We start from the raw sequence: 15,791 nt of genomic DNA, 5'->3' as shown, positions 1-15,791 counted from the left end.
CACACACACCAAAACCAACCCCGAACCGGAAGAACCCCGGCCGGAACCGCTCGGCGGCAGCGAAAGAACAACTTACACGCAAACCCCAACCAACGCAACCCCACCCCACCACAACACCCCACAAACCATTGGAAACACAACAAACCACCGGCGTGTCGCGAATGGGTCACAACACGCCGTCACGGTCAGCGGATGCCGGTCAGATGACCCCAGTCCGCGATGTGCCGAAGAGTGACGAGCCGTCGTGCATCCGCGGTGTCCGCATCGTCGTAGCCCGGACATTCCCGGAGATGCTCGAGCTTACGGGCGAGTTCGAGCGCGTAGTGCCGCATGCAGTAGTACTGCTTGTGATCCGCCTTGCAGTCAGGGTCGTCACAGAAGGAGATGACGTAGTAGGACGCCACCTCATCGCACATGCCCTCATCCCATTCGCAGAAGTGCTCCTCGCCACCGTCACCGTCGCGGTACAGCCCGTCGAAGTCGCCGCCGTCCATCTGCAGCTTGGGAGATTCCGTCCTGACCGCGCCCGTATGCGAGTCTCGCGTGTCCATCGTGGTCAATGATTCCTCTTTTCCGGTATCGAATTCCTTGTATTCCTGATGACGAACGTGTCCGGTTCGGCGCCTGGGCGCCGAACCAACACCCGTATGCCGGCTCATCGTCCGGCCTTGCCGCCCCTCGGATCCAGGCCGAGCGTGACGATGCGTTTCAGCTCGGCCTCGTACCGGGCGATGTCCCGCAGCACGGCCGGCTCGTCGTTCGGATCGTTGCGGTAGTACATGGCGTAGCGCTCATGGTCGCGACGCCACGTATCGCCCCAATAGACGTTGAGATAGTTGGAACGGCCCTCGCCGTACGCACGCCAGACGACCACCGAGTTGTCGGTCACCGGCATCACCCAGCCGGTGACCTCGTCCCAGATGCCGTACACCTCCGTGGAGGCCAAATCTGGATCGTCGGTCAGAGCCTGCTCCTGCACTAGCTCCTCATGGTTGAAGCCGCCGTAGATGAAGAAGTTGTCGTCGCTCTGCAGCTTGGGGAGGATGGTGTCGCCATCCACGGCGAAACCGGCATACAGCATCGGAACACCGTCGTCCAGTTCGGCGAAGGTCTTCGCACGATCCGGAATCCACCACTGTCCGAAGGGCAGCCGGTACACGATGCCTTCCGGCGTGGTGTCCCTGAGGAACGCGCGGGTGCCCGAGTGGCCTCCCTCCTTGAACAGCGCCGGTTCGTTGAAATCCCGGAAGCGCACCACGGTGAGTTTCATCGTCTTGAAGTCCCATCCGTCGATGGCCGTCTGAAGATCCTCCGGCGTGGTATCCGGCGTCATCTCGATCATGTCGCAGAAGGCCCGGGCCCCTTGGTCCAGATACTCATGGAACTCGTCCTCGAGTCCGTCGGTCATCTCCTTGATGGTCTGCTCGTCGATGCCTCCCTTGCCGTTCTTGTCGTCCTCGCCGTTCCTATCGCCCATCTCGTTCTTGTCCGCGTTGATGCGTCGTCCCCTCATCATGCTCCTTCCATCGTCGGTACACCCTTTTCAACCGGACAACCGCCCCACGGCACCCCATCGGCGTGTCGCGACCGTCACGTCGACGCCAAGGAAGGCGCGTATACCTGTAGGTATGACGAAGAAAATCGCAGTCCTGACCGGCGCAGGCATCTCCACATCCGCCGGCATCCCCGACTTCCGCGGCCCCGACGGCGTGTGGACCAAGCACCCGGACCAGATGAGCGTGTACGACATCGACGCGTTCATGACCGACAAGGAGGCGCGCGAATACTCGTGGCGCTGGCAGAAGGAATCGCCCGTCTGGAACGCGAAGCCGGGCGCCGCGCACAAGGCGCTGGTCAAGCTGGAGAAGGCGGGCATGCTCACGCTGCTCGCCACGCAGAACTTCGACGCATTGCATGAGAAGGCCGGCAACAGCCCGGACCTCATCGTCAACCTGCACGGCACGATCGGCACGTCGCACTGCATGAAGTGCCACGCGAAGTACGACACGGCCGACATCATGGCGAAGCTGGACGAGGAGCCGGACCCGCGCTGCCACCGCCTGCTCAAGTACCAGGGGAACATGCTCTGCAACGGCATGATCAAGACCGACGTCGTCTACTTCGGCGAGGCGCTGCCGGACGGCGCGATGGAGAAGTCGTACGAGCGCGCCACCAAGGCCGACGAACTGTGGGTCATCGGCTCGACGCTGGAGGTGTACCCGGCGGCGAGCATCGTGCCGGTCGCCGCGCAGGCGGGCGTGCCGATCACCATCATGAACATGGGCCGCACGCAGTACGACCGTCTCGCCACGCGCCTCATCCACGAGGACATCGCCGTGGCGCTGCCGAAGCTCGTCGACGAGACGATCGCCGAGAACAGCTGACGTCCGGTCGACCGGTCACCAATCCACCGCCGACGACCCGTCGCCGACGCCCACCGTCACCGACCACCACCGACGACCCACCGACGACGCCCCACTTATGCGAACGGCTCCCCTCGGCGAGGGGAGCCGTTCGCATGTCGATTGGCGGACGCATGCGACGGGTATGACGGCGGACGCCACGCGCGTCCGACGCGACCCCGTCAGTAGCGTCAGTAGATGCGCTTGGGCTGGAAGCCCTCGGCCTTGAGCGCCGCGAGGATGCGGTCGATATGGTCGGGGCCGTTGGTCTCGACCGTCACGCCCAGGGACACCGCGTTCGTGTAGTGGCCGGACGCCTTGAACTGGTCATGGTCGAGCGCGATGACGTTGGCGCGTTCGCGCGCGAGCAGCGTCGCGACCTTGACGAGCTGGCCCGGGGTGTCCGGCAGCTCCACTTCGAAGTTCATGATGCGGCCACGGGCGATCATGCCCTTCTGGATGACCGCGCCCATCGTCACGGTGTCGATGTTGCCGCCGGACATGATCGGCACGACCACGTGCGGTCCGGGGGCGGACGCGAACTTGCGCGAACGCAGGTTGAGGTGTTCGAGCGCGGCGAGCGAGACCGCGCCGGCGGCCTCGACGACGAGCTTGTGCTTCTCGAGCATGAGCAGGATCATCTCGTTGATGTCACGTTCGGTGACGGTGACGAGGTCATCGAGGAACTCGTTGAGCAGCGCGAAAGTGAGGTCGCCCGGATGCTTGACGGCGACGCCTTCGGCGGAGGTGAGCACCTGGTCGGCGGGTACGACGCGGCCGGCGGCCAGCGAGTTCTTCCATGCCGGGGAGCCTTCCGGAATCGCGCCGATCACGCGCACCTCGGGCTTGAACGTCTTGATGGCGAGCGCGACGCCGGCGCCGAGGCCGCCGCCGCCGAGCGGGACGACCACGTCGGTGACGTTGGGCACGTCCTCGAGGATCTCGAGGGCGATGGTGCCTTGGCCGCAGATGACCTCGTAGTCGTCGAACGGCGGCACGTAGATCATGCCTTCCTTCTCGCTGAGTTCGGCGGCGTGGGCGGCGGATTCGTCGAAGACGTCGCCGTAGAGGACCACGTCGGCGCCGTACGCCTTGGTGGCGTCGACCTTGAGCGGCGGGGTGATGGTCGGCATGCAGATGGTGGCCTTGGCGCCGCGTTCGCGGGCCGCGTAGGCGACGCCCTGCGCGTGGTTGCCGGCGGAGGCGGTGACGATGCCGCGGGCGAGCTCCTCTTCGGACAGGGAGGCGATCTTGTTGTAGGCGCCGCGGATCTTGAACGATCCGGTGACCTGGAGGTTCTCGGGCTTGAGGAGGATCTCGTGGCCGGTCATTTCGGACAGGGCCGGCGAGGGGATGACCTCCGTGTGGCGGGCGGTCCCCTTCAACCGCTCGGCGGCCTTCTTCAGTTCGGCCGCATGGTCACGCTGCAATGCTTTGAGGACGTCTTTCTGTTCCATGAAGGATTATTTTAGGCGTCAGGACGCCGAAATGCCGGGCGTGGTCTCACGCCCGGCATTTCGGCGACGACGGCCGCCCGGTCGGCCGTCTCCTGTCCGTCCCGTCGGCTCACAACTTGACGACGACGGCCTCCCAGGGATCCAGCTCGCCGTTGGCGAGAGAGACGACGGCGTGGGTGGCGCCGTACGTGGAGATGGCGATGTCCCGTTCGGTGACGCCCGCGTCGAGCAGGGCGGCCGATTCGACCGGCAGGTCCACGACGTGTCCGGACAGGTTGGCGACGACGAGCAGCGTGCCTTCGTCGCCCCGCGGGGAGGACGGACGCACCGGAGCGGTGTGGAACGATTCGACGTCGTCGAAGACCAGGGACGTGCGGGAGGCGGTTTCGCGCGTCAGGCTGCGGGTGAACGCGTACACATGGCGGTCGGCGGCGTCGATGAGATGCCAGTCGCCGGCGGCGACCACCGGGTTGGCGTGGCGCAGCGCGATGAGCTGCTTGTAGAACGCGTACACGGAGTCGGGGTCGTCGACCTCGCCGGCCGCGTTGATGTCGGTATGGTTCGGGTTGACGGCGATCCACGGTTCGGTGGCGGCGTCGGGCGCGGTGAAGCCGGCGTAACGGGAGCCGTCCCACTGCATCGGGGTGCGGGAGTTGTCGCGGCCGCGCGCGGCGATGCCGGCGAGCATCGATTCGGCGGTCTGCACCTTGGCCTCTTCGACGCGCTGTCGGTACGCGTTGAGGGATTCAAGGTCGCGGTACTGGTCGAGCGAGGTGAAGTGCGCGTTGGTCATGCCGAGCTCCTCGCCCTGGTAGACGTAGGGCGTGCCGCGGTGCATGTGCAGCACGAGGCCCAGCGCCTTGGCGGAGAGGATGCGGTTGCGTTCCGAGGTGTCGTCGCCCCAGCGGGAGACGACGCGCGGCTGGTCGTGGTTGCCGGTGAACAGGCTGGCCCAGCCGGCGTTCGCAACGGCGGTCTGGTATCCGGCCATGATCGACTTGAGCTTCGGCAGGTCGAGCGGCAGCGGCTTCCATTTGACGCCTTCGCAGTCGAAGTCGACGTGTTCGAACAGGAACAGCATGTCGAGTTCGCCGTTGGCGGGGTCGGTGATGTGCTCGTTGCGTTCGGCGGTGATGCCGGGCGCTTCGCCCACGGTGAGGAAGCCGTCGCGGCCGTCGAACACCTCACGGCGCATTTCGGCGAGGAATTCGTCCTGGCGCGGGCCGTCGGCGCAGAACGGGTTCGGGTTGGAGTAGCCCTCCTCCCCCACCGGCAGGTCCTCGAGTTCGGAGCCGGCTTCGCCGGGCAGGCGTCCGGCGGCGTCGGTCCGCTTGGAGATCAACGTGATGACGTCCATTCGGAAGCCGTCGACGCCGCGATCGAGCCACCAGTTCATCATGTCGTACACGGCGCGGCGCACGGCCGGGTTCTCCCAGTTGAGGTCGGGCTGCTTCTTCGAGAACTGGTGGAGGAAGTATTCGCCGCGTTCCGGGCAGTACTCCCATGCGGAGCCGCCGAAGTAGGAGCCCCACTGGTTCGGTTCGGCGCCGGGCTCCCCCGGTGTCGTGCCGGGGCGTGCGGGACGCCACCAGTACCAGTCGGCGTGCGGGTCGTTCTTGTCCTTCGAGGCTTCGAACCACGCGTGCTCGTCGGAGGTGTGGTTGACGACGAGGTCCATCACGATCTTGAGGCCGTGCTTGTGCGCTTCGGCGAGCAGCTCGTCCATGTCGTCGAGCGTGCCGAACAGCGGGTCGATGTCCTGGTAGTCGGAGATGTCGTAGCCGTTGTCGTCCTGCGGGGACTTGTAGACCGGGGAGAGCCACAGCACATCGACGCCGAGGTCGGCGAGGTAGTCGAGACGCGACGTGATGCCCTTGAGGTCGCCGAAGCCGTCGCCGTTGGTGTCTTGGAACGAGCGCGGGTAGATCTGGTAGACGACGGCGTTCGCCCACCACGGGTTCGGTGTGGCGCCGTTGGTGCGGATGGCGTCGGGCAGGGGTTCTCGGGTGAACGAGGTCACGGTGCGGCTCCTTTGCGTTGCGTTCGGTTGCTTGGTTGCGGTCACGTATCGCGGTTGCGTGTTGTTGTCGTCCGATGGTATCCGGTCATGCGCGGTTCGGCCCGGACGGCGTGGCGTCGGATCGCCACGGCGTGCGGCGGACGTGGATGTCGCCGTACGCGACCTCGCAGGAGGCCGCCTGTCCGGCGTCGTCACCGTCGCGGTCGTCGACGACGCCGGTCTGCGGCGCGTCGGGACGCAGGCCGACGAACGCGACCACCCGCTCGTCGCCGTATCGCGCTTCGAGGCCCAACGCGTGGTCCGACGTCGTCGGATCGGACAGCAGCGACGACGGGATGGGCCGGGCCGGCACGTCGGGACGGCGCAGCTCCCCCGTCGCCGGGTCGAGCAGCGCGCGCAGCACGGACGCGTCCGTGTGGCCGAGCGCGTCGGAACAGTAGACGGGGCCGCCGCTCATCGCGCGCAACAGGGCATGGACGCGGGCGTGCGGATGTTCGGTCCAGAACATGTCCCAATCGCAGTGGTACAGCCCGCCCATAAGCAGCGAGCAGTAGGCGTTCTGGATGATGTGCTCGGCGAGCGATTCGGGGTGGTGCGGCAGGTAGTCGTCGCTGCTGCGGGTGATTGGCGAGGTGGGGCGATGCCAGTAGTCCTCCGGTGCCATGCCCATGCAGTTGATGAGCGCGCCGTCGAAGCGGCGTCCGGTCACGGCGTCGAGTGCGCGGTGGCGTCCCCACGTGGCCTCGCCGTGGCTTTCCGCGCCGCGGGTCATCACGGCGGTGGAGCTTTGCGAGTCGACTTTGACGAAGTCGACGCCGGCCGCGGCGAGCGCCGCGTCCCACGTGTCCCAGAAGCGTGTGGCGCCGGGTTCGCTTGCGGCGGGGATGAGGCAGCCGTTGGCGGTGCGGACGGTCGCTGCGACGTCCATCGCGTTGCCGCGCACGGCGTCCGTGCCGTTCACGCCGTCCGATGACGCGTCGCGCAGGGCGGCCGCGGCCTCGCCGTCCGGTTCGAGGCCGGCCCAGTAGCCTTGGAACGCCTGCCAGACACCGACGGCTGTGACGCCGTAGTCGCGTTTGAGCAGGGCGACGGTGTGCGCGAGCCCGTGCGGGAACCGTTCGCGGTCCGCGTCGAAGCCGCGCAGCGTCTCGCGTTCGCGGTCCGTGTCCGACCAGCCGTCGTCGATGAGCACCCAGGAGATCGGCACGTCCTTGGCGCGGAATTCGTCCATTTTCGCGATGATGGCCGATTCGTTCACGTCGCGTCCCAGCGAATCCCACGTGCACCAGCCGAGTCCGGTCAGCGCTTGGGGGAACGGGCGTTCGTCGCACGTGCGGACGCCGAGGCGGCGTGCGGCGGCGTGGACGCATGCGTCGATGACGGCGTACGGGTCGTCGCCGGTCGCGGCGTAGGCCACGACGTCGCGCATCGACGTGCGGCCGATGCGGTTGGAGGAGACGGACAGACGCAGGGAGGCGCGGCCGGCCGACGCGGCGTCGTCGGAGACGCCGGCGAAATCGGCGCGCACGTCGTCGCCGGCGACGGCGACCAACGCGACCCATCGTCCGGACATGTCGCGGTACAAGACGAGCTGGGTACGCGGCGGCACGTCGGCGAGCGTGCGCACCCACGTGGGGCGCATCCACCATTCCTTGTGCTGGTACAGGCACAGGGGCGTGACGCCGGCGGCGGGGGTGGGCACGTCCAGCGTGACGTCGAGCCCGCCGGTCGCGACGAACGTCTCCTGCTCCTGGAAGGCGGCGGCGCGGCCTTCCGGCTGCGGAAGCGCGACGTCCACGTCGAGACGGAGGAGCGTCGCGACGGCGGCGTCGGGCCGACGCAGGTCGGTCACGGCGACGACGTCGGAGGACAGGTCGCGACGGGCGGACGGCGTCTCGCCGTACGCGGCGAGGCCGGTGTCGACGACCGCGACGGCGCGGCGCACCGCGACGGCAGGTGCGGAAGTGGCGGCGCCGGACGACGCCGTGGACGCGTGCATGCTCATGCTCTCCAATCTAGACGCGACGGCGGGCGGGCCGCCGGCGGACGGTCAACGGCACCAGAGCGTGGTGGCCGGCGGGACTGCGCCGACGGTCGCGCCGGGGGCGATCGAACCGTCGGAGGAGACGAGCACGGTCATCTCCTGCGGCAGGGTCACGGCGTCGGTGTCCGCATAGTTGGCGACGACGGTCATGCCGGAGGGCAGACGCCAGCCAAGCAGCGGCGCCGGATACTCGGATTCGTCGAGCCAGTCGAACGCGAACGGCTCGGACGACGCGGCGGAACCGCCTGCCGACGGACCGGAACCCACCACCCAATCGCGGCGCAGGGCGATCGCGCGGCGGTACATCGTGAGCGTCGACGCGTCGTCGTGCTCCTGCGCGTCGGCGGCGTACCGGGCGAACCACGCCGGCTGCGGCAGCCAGGCGGCGCCGGTGTCGTTGAAACCGAACGCGGGGCCGTCCGCGGTCCACGGCAGCGGCACGCGGCAGCCATCGCGGCCCTTGAAGTAGTGGCCGGAACGCTCCCAGTTCGGATCCTGGATCTCGTCCTCGGTGAGGTCGAAGTCCTCCGGCAGGCCGAATTCCTCGCCCTGGTAGACGAACGCGGTGCCGGGCAGTCCGAGTTCGACGAGCGCGGCGGCGCGGGCGCGACGGGCGGCGAGCGCCGGGTCGATGGGCGGGTTCGTGCCGTTCGACGTGACCCACTGTTCGATGTTCGCGTGCGGCGGCAGGCCCAGACGGGAGGCGATGCGCGGCACGTCGTGGTTGCCGAGCACCCAGGTGGGCGCCGTGCCGGCCTCGAGCGCGAACCGGTGGGTGCGGTCGATGGTCTCGCGGTATTCGCCGCGGTTCCACGCGGCCTTGGACATCGAGAAGTCGAAGACGGCGCCGAGCTCGTCCGGCTGCGCGTACTGGAAGATGCGCGGCGTGAACGGCGACCAGGATTCACCGATTGCGTACTTCGGCGGATCGTACCGGTCGAACAGCTCGCGCCATTCGCGGTAGATGCCGTGCACGGCGTCGCGGTCCCACAGCGGGTCGGAGCCGTCGGCGGCCTGCGGCGACATGACGGTCGGGTCCGGACGGTCGCGCAGCGGCTCGCGCAGGTCCTTGGCGAGACCGTGGGAGACGTCGACGCGGAAGCCGTCGACGCCCTTGTCGCACCAGAAGCGCAGCACGTCGAGGAATTCGGCGTGGACCTCGGGGTTGTCCCAGTTGAGATCCGGCTGCTCCTTGGCGAACAGGTGCAGGTAGTACCAGCCGTCGCCGCACGGCTCCCATGCGGAGCCGCCGAAGTTGCTCAGCCAGTTGGTGGGCGGCAGCTCGCCGTGCTCGCCCTTGCCGCGGCGGAACACGTAGCGGGCGGCGGCGGGCGATTCGGGGCCGTCGCGCAGCGCCTCCTGGAACCAGCGGTGCTGGTCGGACGTGTGGTTGGGCACGATGTCGACGATGACGCGGATGCCGAGCGCGTGGGCGCGTGCGACGAGTTCGTCGAACTGCGCCATCGTGCCGAGACGCGGGTCGACGGCGCGGTAGTCGGCCACGTCGTAGCCGCCGTCGGCCAGCGGCGACGGGTAGAACGGCGACAGCCAGACGGCGTCGACGCCGAGGGCCTTGAGATAGTCGAGACGGTCGATGACGCCGGCGAGGTCGCCGTCGCCGTCGCCGTCCATGTCGCGGAACGAACGCGGGTAGATCTGGTAGATGACGGCCTCACGCCACCAGTCGGCGCCTGTGCCTGCGCCGGACTTGGCCGCGACGGTCGCGACGGTCGTATCGGACGTGTCGGTCTTAGTCATGTCGGTCATGATGATGCTTCCCCCATTGGAATGGAAAGGGCGCGGCCCACGCGGCGTACCGCACGGACCGCGCCCGGTCATGGATGGCGTTTTGTTATCAGCCCGCAATTACGGACTCGCCTTCGGCGAGACTCGATGCTGCCTTCGCTCGGCTGTCGCCTCGCTCAGGCTGAGGCCAGCCGGAAGCCCACCGGGCTTCCTTGGTGGCCTCAGCCCTTAACCGATCCGGCGAGCATGGCGCGGATGAAGTAGCGCTGCAGGAAGATGAACAGGATCATCGTCGGCGCCATGATGAGCAGTGCGCCCGCGTTGAGCAGCACCACATCGGTCTGGTACTGACCCACGAAGGACTGCAGGGCGCCCGCCATGGTGCGCTTGTTCGGATCGTTCTCCAACACCACGGCCAGCAGGAACTGGTTCCAGGTGGCGAGGAAGGTGAGGATGCCGAGCGAGGAGATGGCCGGCAGGGCCAGCGGCAGCTGGATGGACCAGAAGGTGCGGAAGTGGCCGGCGCCGTCGATGCTGGCGGCCTCCATGAGGTCGCGCGGCATCTGCTCGAAGCAGGAGCGCATCCACACGATGCCGAACGGGATGTTCAGGCCGATGAGCGGCAGGATGAGGGCGAGGCGCGTGTTGAGCAGGCCCATGTCGCTGATCTCGTAGTAGAGCGGGGTGACCAGGGTCTCGAACGGGATGGTCAGGCCCACGAGGAACAGCACGTAGATGAGGCCCTTGCAGGGCACGCGCAGCTGGGCGAACGCGTAGCCGCCGAGCGAGCAGAAGATCACGACGCACGGGACCACGGCGAGCACGAGGATGATGCTGTTGAGCAGCAACGGCGTGATGTTCGCCATGTTCCACGCGTCGATGAAGTTCTCCCAGTGCGGGTGCGCGCTGAACTGGATGCCTTCCGGCATGGAGCCCTGCGGCTGGAGGGCCGCGGAGAGCATGCTGAGGAACGGCAGGACGCAGAAGATGATGGTCAGGGCCAGCATCACGCCGCCGGTGATGCGCACGGTTTTGGACTGCTGCATGGCTGTCTCACTGTTCCTTTCCGTTGACCAGACGCTGCAGCGGGCCGACCACGAGCAGCACGAGGATCATCAGGGTGACGGCGAGCGCGGACGCGAGGCCGACGCTCTGCTGGGTGAACGCGAGGCGGTAGACCTGCACGCCGGGCACCATGGTGGAGGTGCCGGGGCCGCCCTGCGTGGACATGTAGACCACGTCGAAGCTGGCGAGCGCGGCGATGATGGTCATGGTCAGGCACACGCCGATCTGGCCGCGCAGGCCCGGCAGGGTGATGTGGAAGAGCTGACGCCACCAGCCGGCGCCGTCGAGGCTGGCCGCCTCGTACAGGGACTGGTCGATGCCGCCGATGCCGGAAAGGAGCAGGACCACGCAGAAGCCGAGCTGGAGCCAGAAGCCGATGACGCCCACCGCGTTGAGGGAGGTGGACTGGTCGCCGAGCCACACGTGGGCGACATCGCCGAGGCCGATGGCGCGCAGCAGCTGGTTGGCGGTGCCCTTGTCGGCGAGCATCCACGTCCAGGCCACGCCGGCCGCGGCGCCGGGGATGACGCGGGGCAGGAACAGGCACACCTGGGAGAAGGAGCGGCCGACCTTGGACTTCATGTCCTTGATGAGCACGGCGATGATGAGGCCGAGCACGATCGGGATGATCGAGAAGAAGATGATGAGGTAGAACGAGTGCAGGATGGAGCCGTACAGCTCGGGGTCGGTGAAGACGGTGATGTAGTTCTCGATGCCGATGAACGTGCTGGCGTCGATGCCGTTCCACTCGTAGAAGGAGTACCAGATGGTCTGAATGATGGGCCACAGTTCGAAGGCGATGTAGAACAGCAGCGCCGGCGCGAGGAACAGCAGGCTGACCAGGCCGAGGGACATGCCGCGCTTCGGCTTGTTCGCCTTGGCGGGCTTGGCTGACGTATGGGAATCCATGATTGTCACCATGCTTTGCTGGGTTGTTGCGGACGGTATTGGATTGACGTGTGTGGGAATGGGATCGGGCGGAACGGCGAAGGGGAAGTCCGTTCCGCCCGAAGTCTCGGTGGGATGCCCGGTTACGGGCGGAAGGCTACTTGACTTCCTTCTCGTACTGGGCCTGGATGGACTCGACGAACGCCTTCGGGGTCATGGAGCCGTCGATCAGCGACTGGAAGCCGGGGATGATGGCGCTGGCCTGCATGCCGGCGGTGGCGTTGTTGATGTAGTCGGTGGTGTTGCCGGTCTTCACGAGGCCTTCGTAGGCGGTGAGGACCTGGCCGAGCAGCTGGTTGTCGGTGCTCGGGGTCTCGCCTTCACCGATCGGCGGGTAGCCGTTGTCGACGGCGATCTGGCGGGCCTCATCGGACTGGAGGAAGTTCAGGAACGCGGCGGCGGCGTTCTTGTTCTTGGCGTTGGCCGGGATGCCGAAGGCGGTGACGGCGTTGGCGGCGGCGGAGCCGGAATCGGCCTTCTCGCCGGGGAACGCGATCCAGCCGGCGTCATCGCCGAGCGCGTCGTTGATGGAGGCGGAGTACCAGCTGCCGGAGGGGAAGAACAGGGCCTCGCCGTTGCTGAAGCGGCTCAGCGCGGTGGAACCGTCGAGGGCGAGGGCGTCCTTGGAGAAGTAGCCGGCCTTCTGCCATTCCTGGATCTTCTGGGCGGCCTTCACGGCGCCGTCGGTGTTGAAGGTGGCGCCGTCCTTCTGGATGATCCAATCCTGGACGGTGTCGCGGCCCTCGTAATTGGTGAGCAGCGCCTGGTAGATGTAGGAGGTGCCGCCCTCCTTGGCGGGCATCATCATGGCGAGCTTGCCGGCGTCCTTGGCCTTCTTCATGTCGGCCTCGAGCTCGGCCACGGTGGCGGGGGCCTCGGTGATGCCGAGTTCCTTGGCGACCTTCTTGTTCCAGTACAGGCCGGTCATGGAGACGCCGTCCGGCACGGCGTACAGGCTGCCGGAGCCGATCTTGCCGTTGGAGTCGACGCGGTAGACCTGGGTCTGCGAATCCGGCAGATCCCAGCCGTAGGCCTTGGAGTATTCGTCGAGGTTGACGACGTGGTTGCCGCGCACGGCGGAGTTGATGTCGGTGATGCGGGCGATGTCCGGGGTATCGGCGGCGGAGATGATGCGCGGGCCGTTCTGCTGGGAGGTGTTGTCCGGATCGTAGGTGGCCTTGATGGTCACGTTCGGGTACTTCTTCTGGAAGGCGGCGATGAGCTGGTCGTCGAAGGTCTTCAGACCGGCGCCGTCCCACAGCTTGAGCTCGTACTTGGTATCGCCCAGATCGGTGCTCACCGGTTCGTTGCTGGTGTTGGCCTTGCTGTTGGACGAGCCCGGGCCGCAAGCGGCGACGGATGCCAGGCAGGCCACGGACAGCAGTCCGGCGACGATCGTCTTGGCGGCTTTCGCGATCCTCATAAGAGGCTTCCTTTCCTCCACCCGGGCGGTGTGACCGCTCGGTTTGTCTTCCTTGACTTGTTCTCCAGCACCTAGGCTTGCTAAGCGCTTATGTATGAAGATAGCAGGCATCGAACCGGTTCGTCAACACGCGACACGCGGGCGAAGGCAGCCATCGGATATCGCACAACACTTACGAAAACAGGCACTTACGGAAGCCGGCGACGAACCCGCCGACTTCACGGAACCATCGAACCGCCATCGTGGCACATGCCACATAAACGCTTATGCATATGCGCTTATGCATCCGGCGGCCAGCACCCCGTCCGCACCACCCTCCTACGCACGCCGCGCGGGACCGACGGTCCCCCGCAGCATCAGCCGCGTCGGCACGACGATCCGATGCCCATCCACCTGCTCCCCACGGGACAGACGGATGGCGATGTCGGCGGCCATCGCGCCGTAGGCGCGCGGATCGTGCCGGACCGTCGACAGTCCGAGCGCCTGCGCAAGCGGCCAGTCGTCGAACCCGACGACCGACATGTCGCCCGGCACGTCGAAGCCGTAGGCACGCAACTCATGCACCAGAGGAATCGCGTTCTCGTCGCTGATGCAGCACACCGCGGTGGGACGCGGGTCGAGCGCCAGCAGCGCGCCCAACGCGTCCGCGCCGGCGGAAGGCCCCTCCTTCACCGCGATGACGTACCCTTCGGGGACGTCCAGACCCTCGGCCCGCATGCCGAGCCGGTATCCCTCGATGCGCTGGTCGGCCTCCCAGACGAAACCGGCATGCTCCTGCGCCTTGTGCACGAACGCGATGTGTCGGTGCCCCAATCCGGCCAGCTGGTGGATCGTCTGCCGCATGGCCTGGATGTCGTCCACGCCGATCGACACCATGTCCCGTTCCGCCGTCAGGCCGATGGTGTTGACGCCGACGACCGGCATGCCCAGACCCTCCAGTGCCTGCCGCTCGTCGTCCGTCACGTCGAACGACGAGATGATGAACGCGTCGGCGTTGCGCTTCACCGGCATGGACGCGAAGAAGTCCCGTCGCTGGGCCGCGTCGGCGAGACGGTACGACAGCAGGTCGTAGCCCTGCGCGGACAACGTGGAGTACACGCCCTCCGCAAGCTCCGAGCTGAACCACCCGGCGAGCGAATTGCCGACGGTCAACGCGATGCGGTTGCTCTTGCCTGTGCGCAGCATCGACGCCGTCCTGGACACGGAGAACCCCAGCCGCTCGCACGCCTCGAACACCTTCCGGCGCGTCGCCTCGGAGATACGGTCGCGCCCGTTGATGGCGCGGGAGACCGTGGCCGCGGAGACGCCCGCCTCCTTGGCGACCTCGTAGATCGTGGGTTCACCCATGGCCCCTCCTTTGCCGTGCCCGCGCGTGCGGCCGATGCGCGCCGCCGATGTGTGCGACGATGCGCGCGGATGTGCCTCGATGCTACCTCACGGGCTTCACGGCCTTCCTTGCGTCCGACTCCCCGTCACCGGGGGTGACGGGCCCGCCCCTCCGGCAGCGGCGGGAACGGCGCGTGCGGCTCGCTTTGGTACCAGTAGGCCACGCTGGACACGTCGTCCTGACGTTCGAACGCGCCCTCGTATCCCGAACCGATCTGCTGCAGCGTCACCCGCAGGCCCTCGCGGAACCGGACCGGATCGGGGATGTGCCAGCGGTACAGGCCGCGCATCGGCGGGCAGGAATCGTCGTGGTACGGGTTGAAGACGCCGTCGTCGTGCGTGGCGTGGAACGGGTAGCCGAAGTACGGCGCGCAGAACGTGCGTTCGACGGCGCGGCCGTCGCGGACGCCGGCGAAGCTCCACGCGCCGCCGAAGTAGTCCTCCGTGCCGGTGCTGCACGCCGTGGGGTATTCGCCGTCGCCGTCGATGTAGAACTTGACCTCGCCTTCGCCCCACCAGTAGCGCTGCAGCGTGGAGATGGCGAGATACGTGCCGACGTACTGTCCGCGCCCTTCGACGCCGTCGAGGATGACGTAGTCGTGGGCGGTCTCGGTCACCGGCTGCCGGCGCCACTGCGCGTGGAAGTAGGCGAGCGACGGGTCCGCATACGCCTCGCCCAGCGCGTAGTCGATCTGGTAAAACAGGGCAGGGATGGGGTTGGGATGCCCGTTGCGGACCACGATGCGCGCGCGCCGGCGGAACGGCATGGCGAAGTAGCAGTTCATGCCGCGGGTCGGCGCCACGGTGATCGGCATGGACGTGACGTCGCAGCTACGGCCGAACCCGCAGCAGAAGAAGTCGCCGAGCGGGCATTCCACGGACGGCTCGTCCTCGTCGTCCCAGTAGATGGCGAGCACCAGGTCGCGCAGCACGTACCGGTTCGCGTCGTCGGTGCGGTCAGTGACGGTGAACCACATGTGCCGGATGCATCCGGGGCCTTCGATGTCGGCCAGGGTGACCGAGGCGCCGGGCGCCACGTCGGTCAGGCACGGCCGGCCCTTGCGCGAGGGGCCGAGCGGACCGGCCTCATGGCACGCGCCTCCCGGCAGGCCGTGCGGGTTCTCCGCGTTGATGGACCGGGTGACCTCGTCGCACAGCATCGGCAGCGCCGCCAGGTTCCCCTGGTACGGGGTCGTCATCGTCATGTCGTTCCTCCTTCATGGAAGGCGCCGGCGCCGCCCGGAGGCGACGCCGGCGCCGCGGCCCGCGGCCCGCGTCCTTGAGATGGGCTGGGGCCTAC

Annotated in this window: 12 protein-coding genes; 1 reads left to right on the top strand and 11 read right to left on the bottom strand. The window is 67.4% G+C overall.

Annotated elements, in window-relative coordinates; all coding sequences use genetic code 11:
- Positions 1-185 precede the first annotated feature (185 nt).
- Together JS531_RS07715 and JS531_RS07710 are read right to left on the bottom strand one after the other, a co-directional pair.
- Positions 186-560, bottom strand: coding sequence for a hypothetical protein (locus tag JS531_RS07715; RefSeq protein ID WP_214314755.1), 375 nt, complete (start codon positions 558-560; stop codon positions 186-188).
- A gap of 95 nt (positions 561-655) precedes the next feature.
- Entirely contained in the window at positions 656-1,516 is an 861-nt protein-coding gene (locus JS531_RS07710; RefSeq protein ID WP_214314753.1) for a hypothetical protein, read from the bottom strand.
- A gap of 112 nt (positions 1,517-1,628) precedes the next feature.
- On the opposite strand from JS531_RS07710, the gene JS531_RS07705 reads away from it, so the two are divergent.
- Positions 1,629-2,384 carry a Sir2 family NAD-dependent protein deacetylase gene (locus JS531_RS07705; RefSeq protein WP_214314751.1) on the top strand — a complete coding sequence of 252 codons (756 nt, stop codon included), beginning with the start codon at positions 1,629-1,631 and terminating at the stop codon, positions 2,382-2,384.
- Between the two features lie 209 nt (positions 2,385-2,593).
- Here the strand turns inward: JS531_RS07705 and ilvA are convergent, their stop codons facing one another.
- The 9 genes from ilvA to JS531_RS07660 form a co-directional block, all read right to left on the bottom strand.
- Positions 2,594-3,859 carry a threonine ammonia-lyase gene (gene ilvA, locus JS531_RS07700; protein ID WP_214314749.1) on the bottom strand — a complete coding sequence of 422 codons (1,266 nt, stop codon included), beginning with the start codon at positions 3,857-3,859 and terminating at the stop codon, positions 2,594-2,596.
- Between the two features lie 109 nt (positions 3,860-3,968).
- On the bottom strand, positions 3,969-5,879 hold the full coding sequence (locus JS531_RS07695; protein WP_214314747.1) for an alpha,alpha-phosphotrehalase: 1,911 nt from the start codon (positions 5,877-5,879) through the stop codon (positions 3,969-3,971).
- Between the two features lie 85 nt (positions 5,880-5,964).
- Positions 5,965-7,884 (bottom strand): Sip1-related alpha-galactosidase, encoded by a 1,920-nt coding sequence (locus JS531_RS07690; protein WP_240542103.1) that lies wholly within the window; start codon positions 7,882-7,884, stop codon positions 5,965-5,967.
- A 45-nt stretch (positions 7,885-7,929) separates the two neighbouring features.
- Positions 7,930-9,690 (bottom strand): alpha-amylase family glycosyl hydrolase, encoded by a 1,761-nt coding sequence (locus tag JS531_RS07685; RefSeq protein WP_214314745.1) that lies wholly within the window; start codon positions 9,688-9,690, stop codon positions 7,930-7,932.
- A gap of 200 nt (positions 9,691-9,890) precedes the next feature.
- Complete coding sequence (locus tag JS531_RS07680) at positions 9,891-10,715, bottom strand: carbohydrate ABC transporter permease (RefSeq protein ID WP_214314742.1); 825 nt, start codon at positions 10,713-10,715, stop codon at positions 9,891-9,893.
- Positions 10,716-10,722: 7 nt separating this feature from the next.
- A complete protein-coding gene (locus tag JS531_RS07675; RefSeq protein ID WP_214314740.1) occupies positions 10,723-11,643 on the bottom strand; it encodes a sugar ABC transporter permease in 921 nt (306 codons plus the stop codon).
- A 136-nt stretch (positions 11,644-11,779) separates the two neighbouring features.
- Positions 11,780-13,105 (bottom strand): extracellular solute-binding protein, encoded by a 1,326-nt coding sequence (locus JS531_RS07670; RefSeq protein ID WP_214314738.1) that lies wholly within the window; start codon positions 13,103-13,105, stop codon positions 11,780-11,782.
- Positions 13,106-13,423: 318 nt separating this feature from the next.
- On the bottom strand, positions 13,424-14,452 hold the full coding sequence (locus tag JS531_RS07665; RefSeq protein WP_214314736.1) for a LacI family DNA-binding transcriptional regulator: 1,029 nt from the start codon (positions 14,450-14,452) through the stop codon (positions 13,424-13,426).
- Positions 14,453-14,577: 125 nt separating this feature from the next.
- Positions 14,578-15,690: a glycoside hydrolase family 172 protein gene (locus JS531_RS07660; RefSeq protein ID WP_240542108.1), complete on the bottom strand. Its 1,113-nt coding sequence runs from the start codon at positions 15,688-15,690 to the stop codon at positions 14,578-14,580.
- Positions 15,691-15,791 lie beyond the last annotated feature (101 nt).

Origin of the sequence: Bifidobacterium sp. CP2 (genome assembly GCF_018555635.1) — a bacterium.
GTDB classification, from domain to species: Bacteria; Actinomycetota; Actinomycetes; order Actinomycetales; family Bifidobacteriaceae; genus Bifidobacterium; species Bifidobacterium saguinibicoloris.
This window is presented reverse-complemented; position numbering and strand designations above follow the sequence as displayed.

Excerpts from the sequence above, each read along its gene's own strand:
- JS531_RS07710 (WP_214314753.1), bottom strand. The coding sequence starts at position 1,516 with ATGATGAGGGGACGACGCATCAACGCGGACAAGAACGAGATGGGCGAT.
- JS531_RS07705 (WP_214314751.1), top strand. The coding sequence starts at position 1,629 with ATGACGAAGAAAATCGCAGTCCTGACCGGCGCAGGCATCTCCACATCC.
- ilvA (WP_214314749.1), bottom strand. The coding sequence starts at position 3,859 with ATGGAACAGAAAGACGTCCTCAAAGCATTGCAGCGTGACCATGCGGCC.
- JS531_RS07690 (WP_240542103.1), bottom strand. The coding sequence starts at position 7,884 with ATGAGCATGCACGCGTCCACGGCGTCGTCCGGCGCCGCCACTTCCGCA.
- JS531_RS07685 (WP_214314745.1), bottom strand. The coding sequence starts at position 9,690 with ATGACCGACATGACTAAGACCGACACGTCCGATACGACCGTCGCGACC.
- JS531_RS07680 (WP_214314742.1), bottom strand. The coding sequence starts at position 10,715 with ATGCAGCAGTCCAAAACCGTGCGCATCACCGGCGGCGTGATGCTGGCC.
- JS531_RS07675 (WP_214314740.1), bottom strand. The coding sequence starts at position 11,643 with ATGGATTCCCATACGTCAGCCAAGCCCGCCAAGGCGAACAAGCCGAAG.
- JS531_RS07670 (WP_214314738.1), bottom strand. The coding sequence starts at position 13,105 with ATGAGGATCGCGAAAGCCGCCAAGACGATCGTCGCCGGACTGCTGTCC.
- JS531_RS07665 (WP_214314736.1), bottom strand. The coding sequence starts at position 14,452 with ATGGGTGAACCCACGATCTACGAGGTCGCCAAGGAGGCGGGCGTCTCC.
- JS531_RS07660 (WP_240542108.1), bottom strand. The coding sequence starts at position 15,690 with ATGACGACCCCGTACCAGGGGAACCTGGCGGCGCTGCCGATGCTGTGC.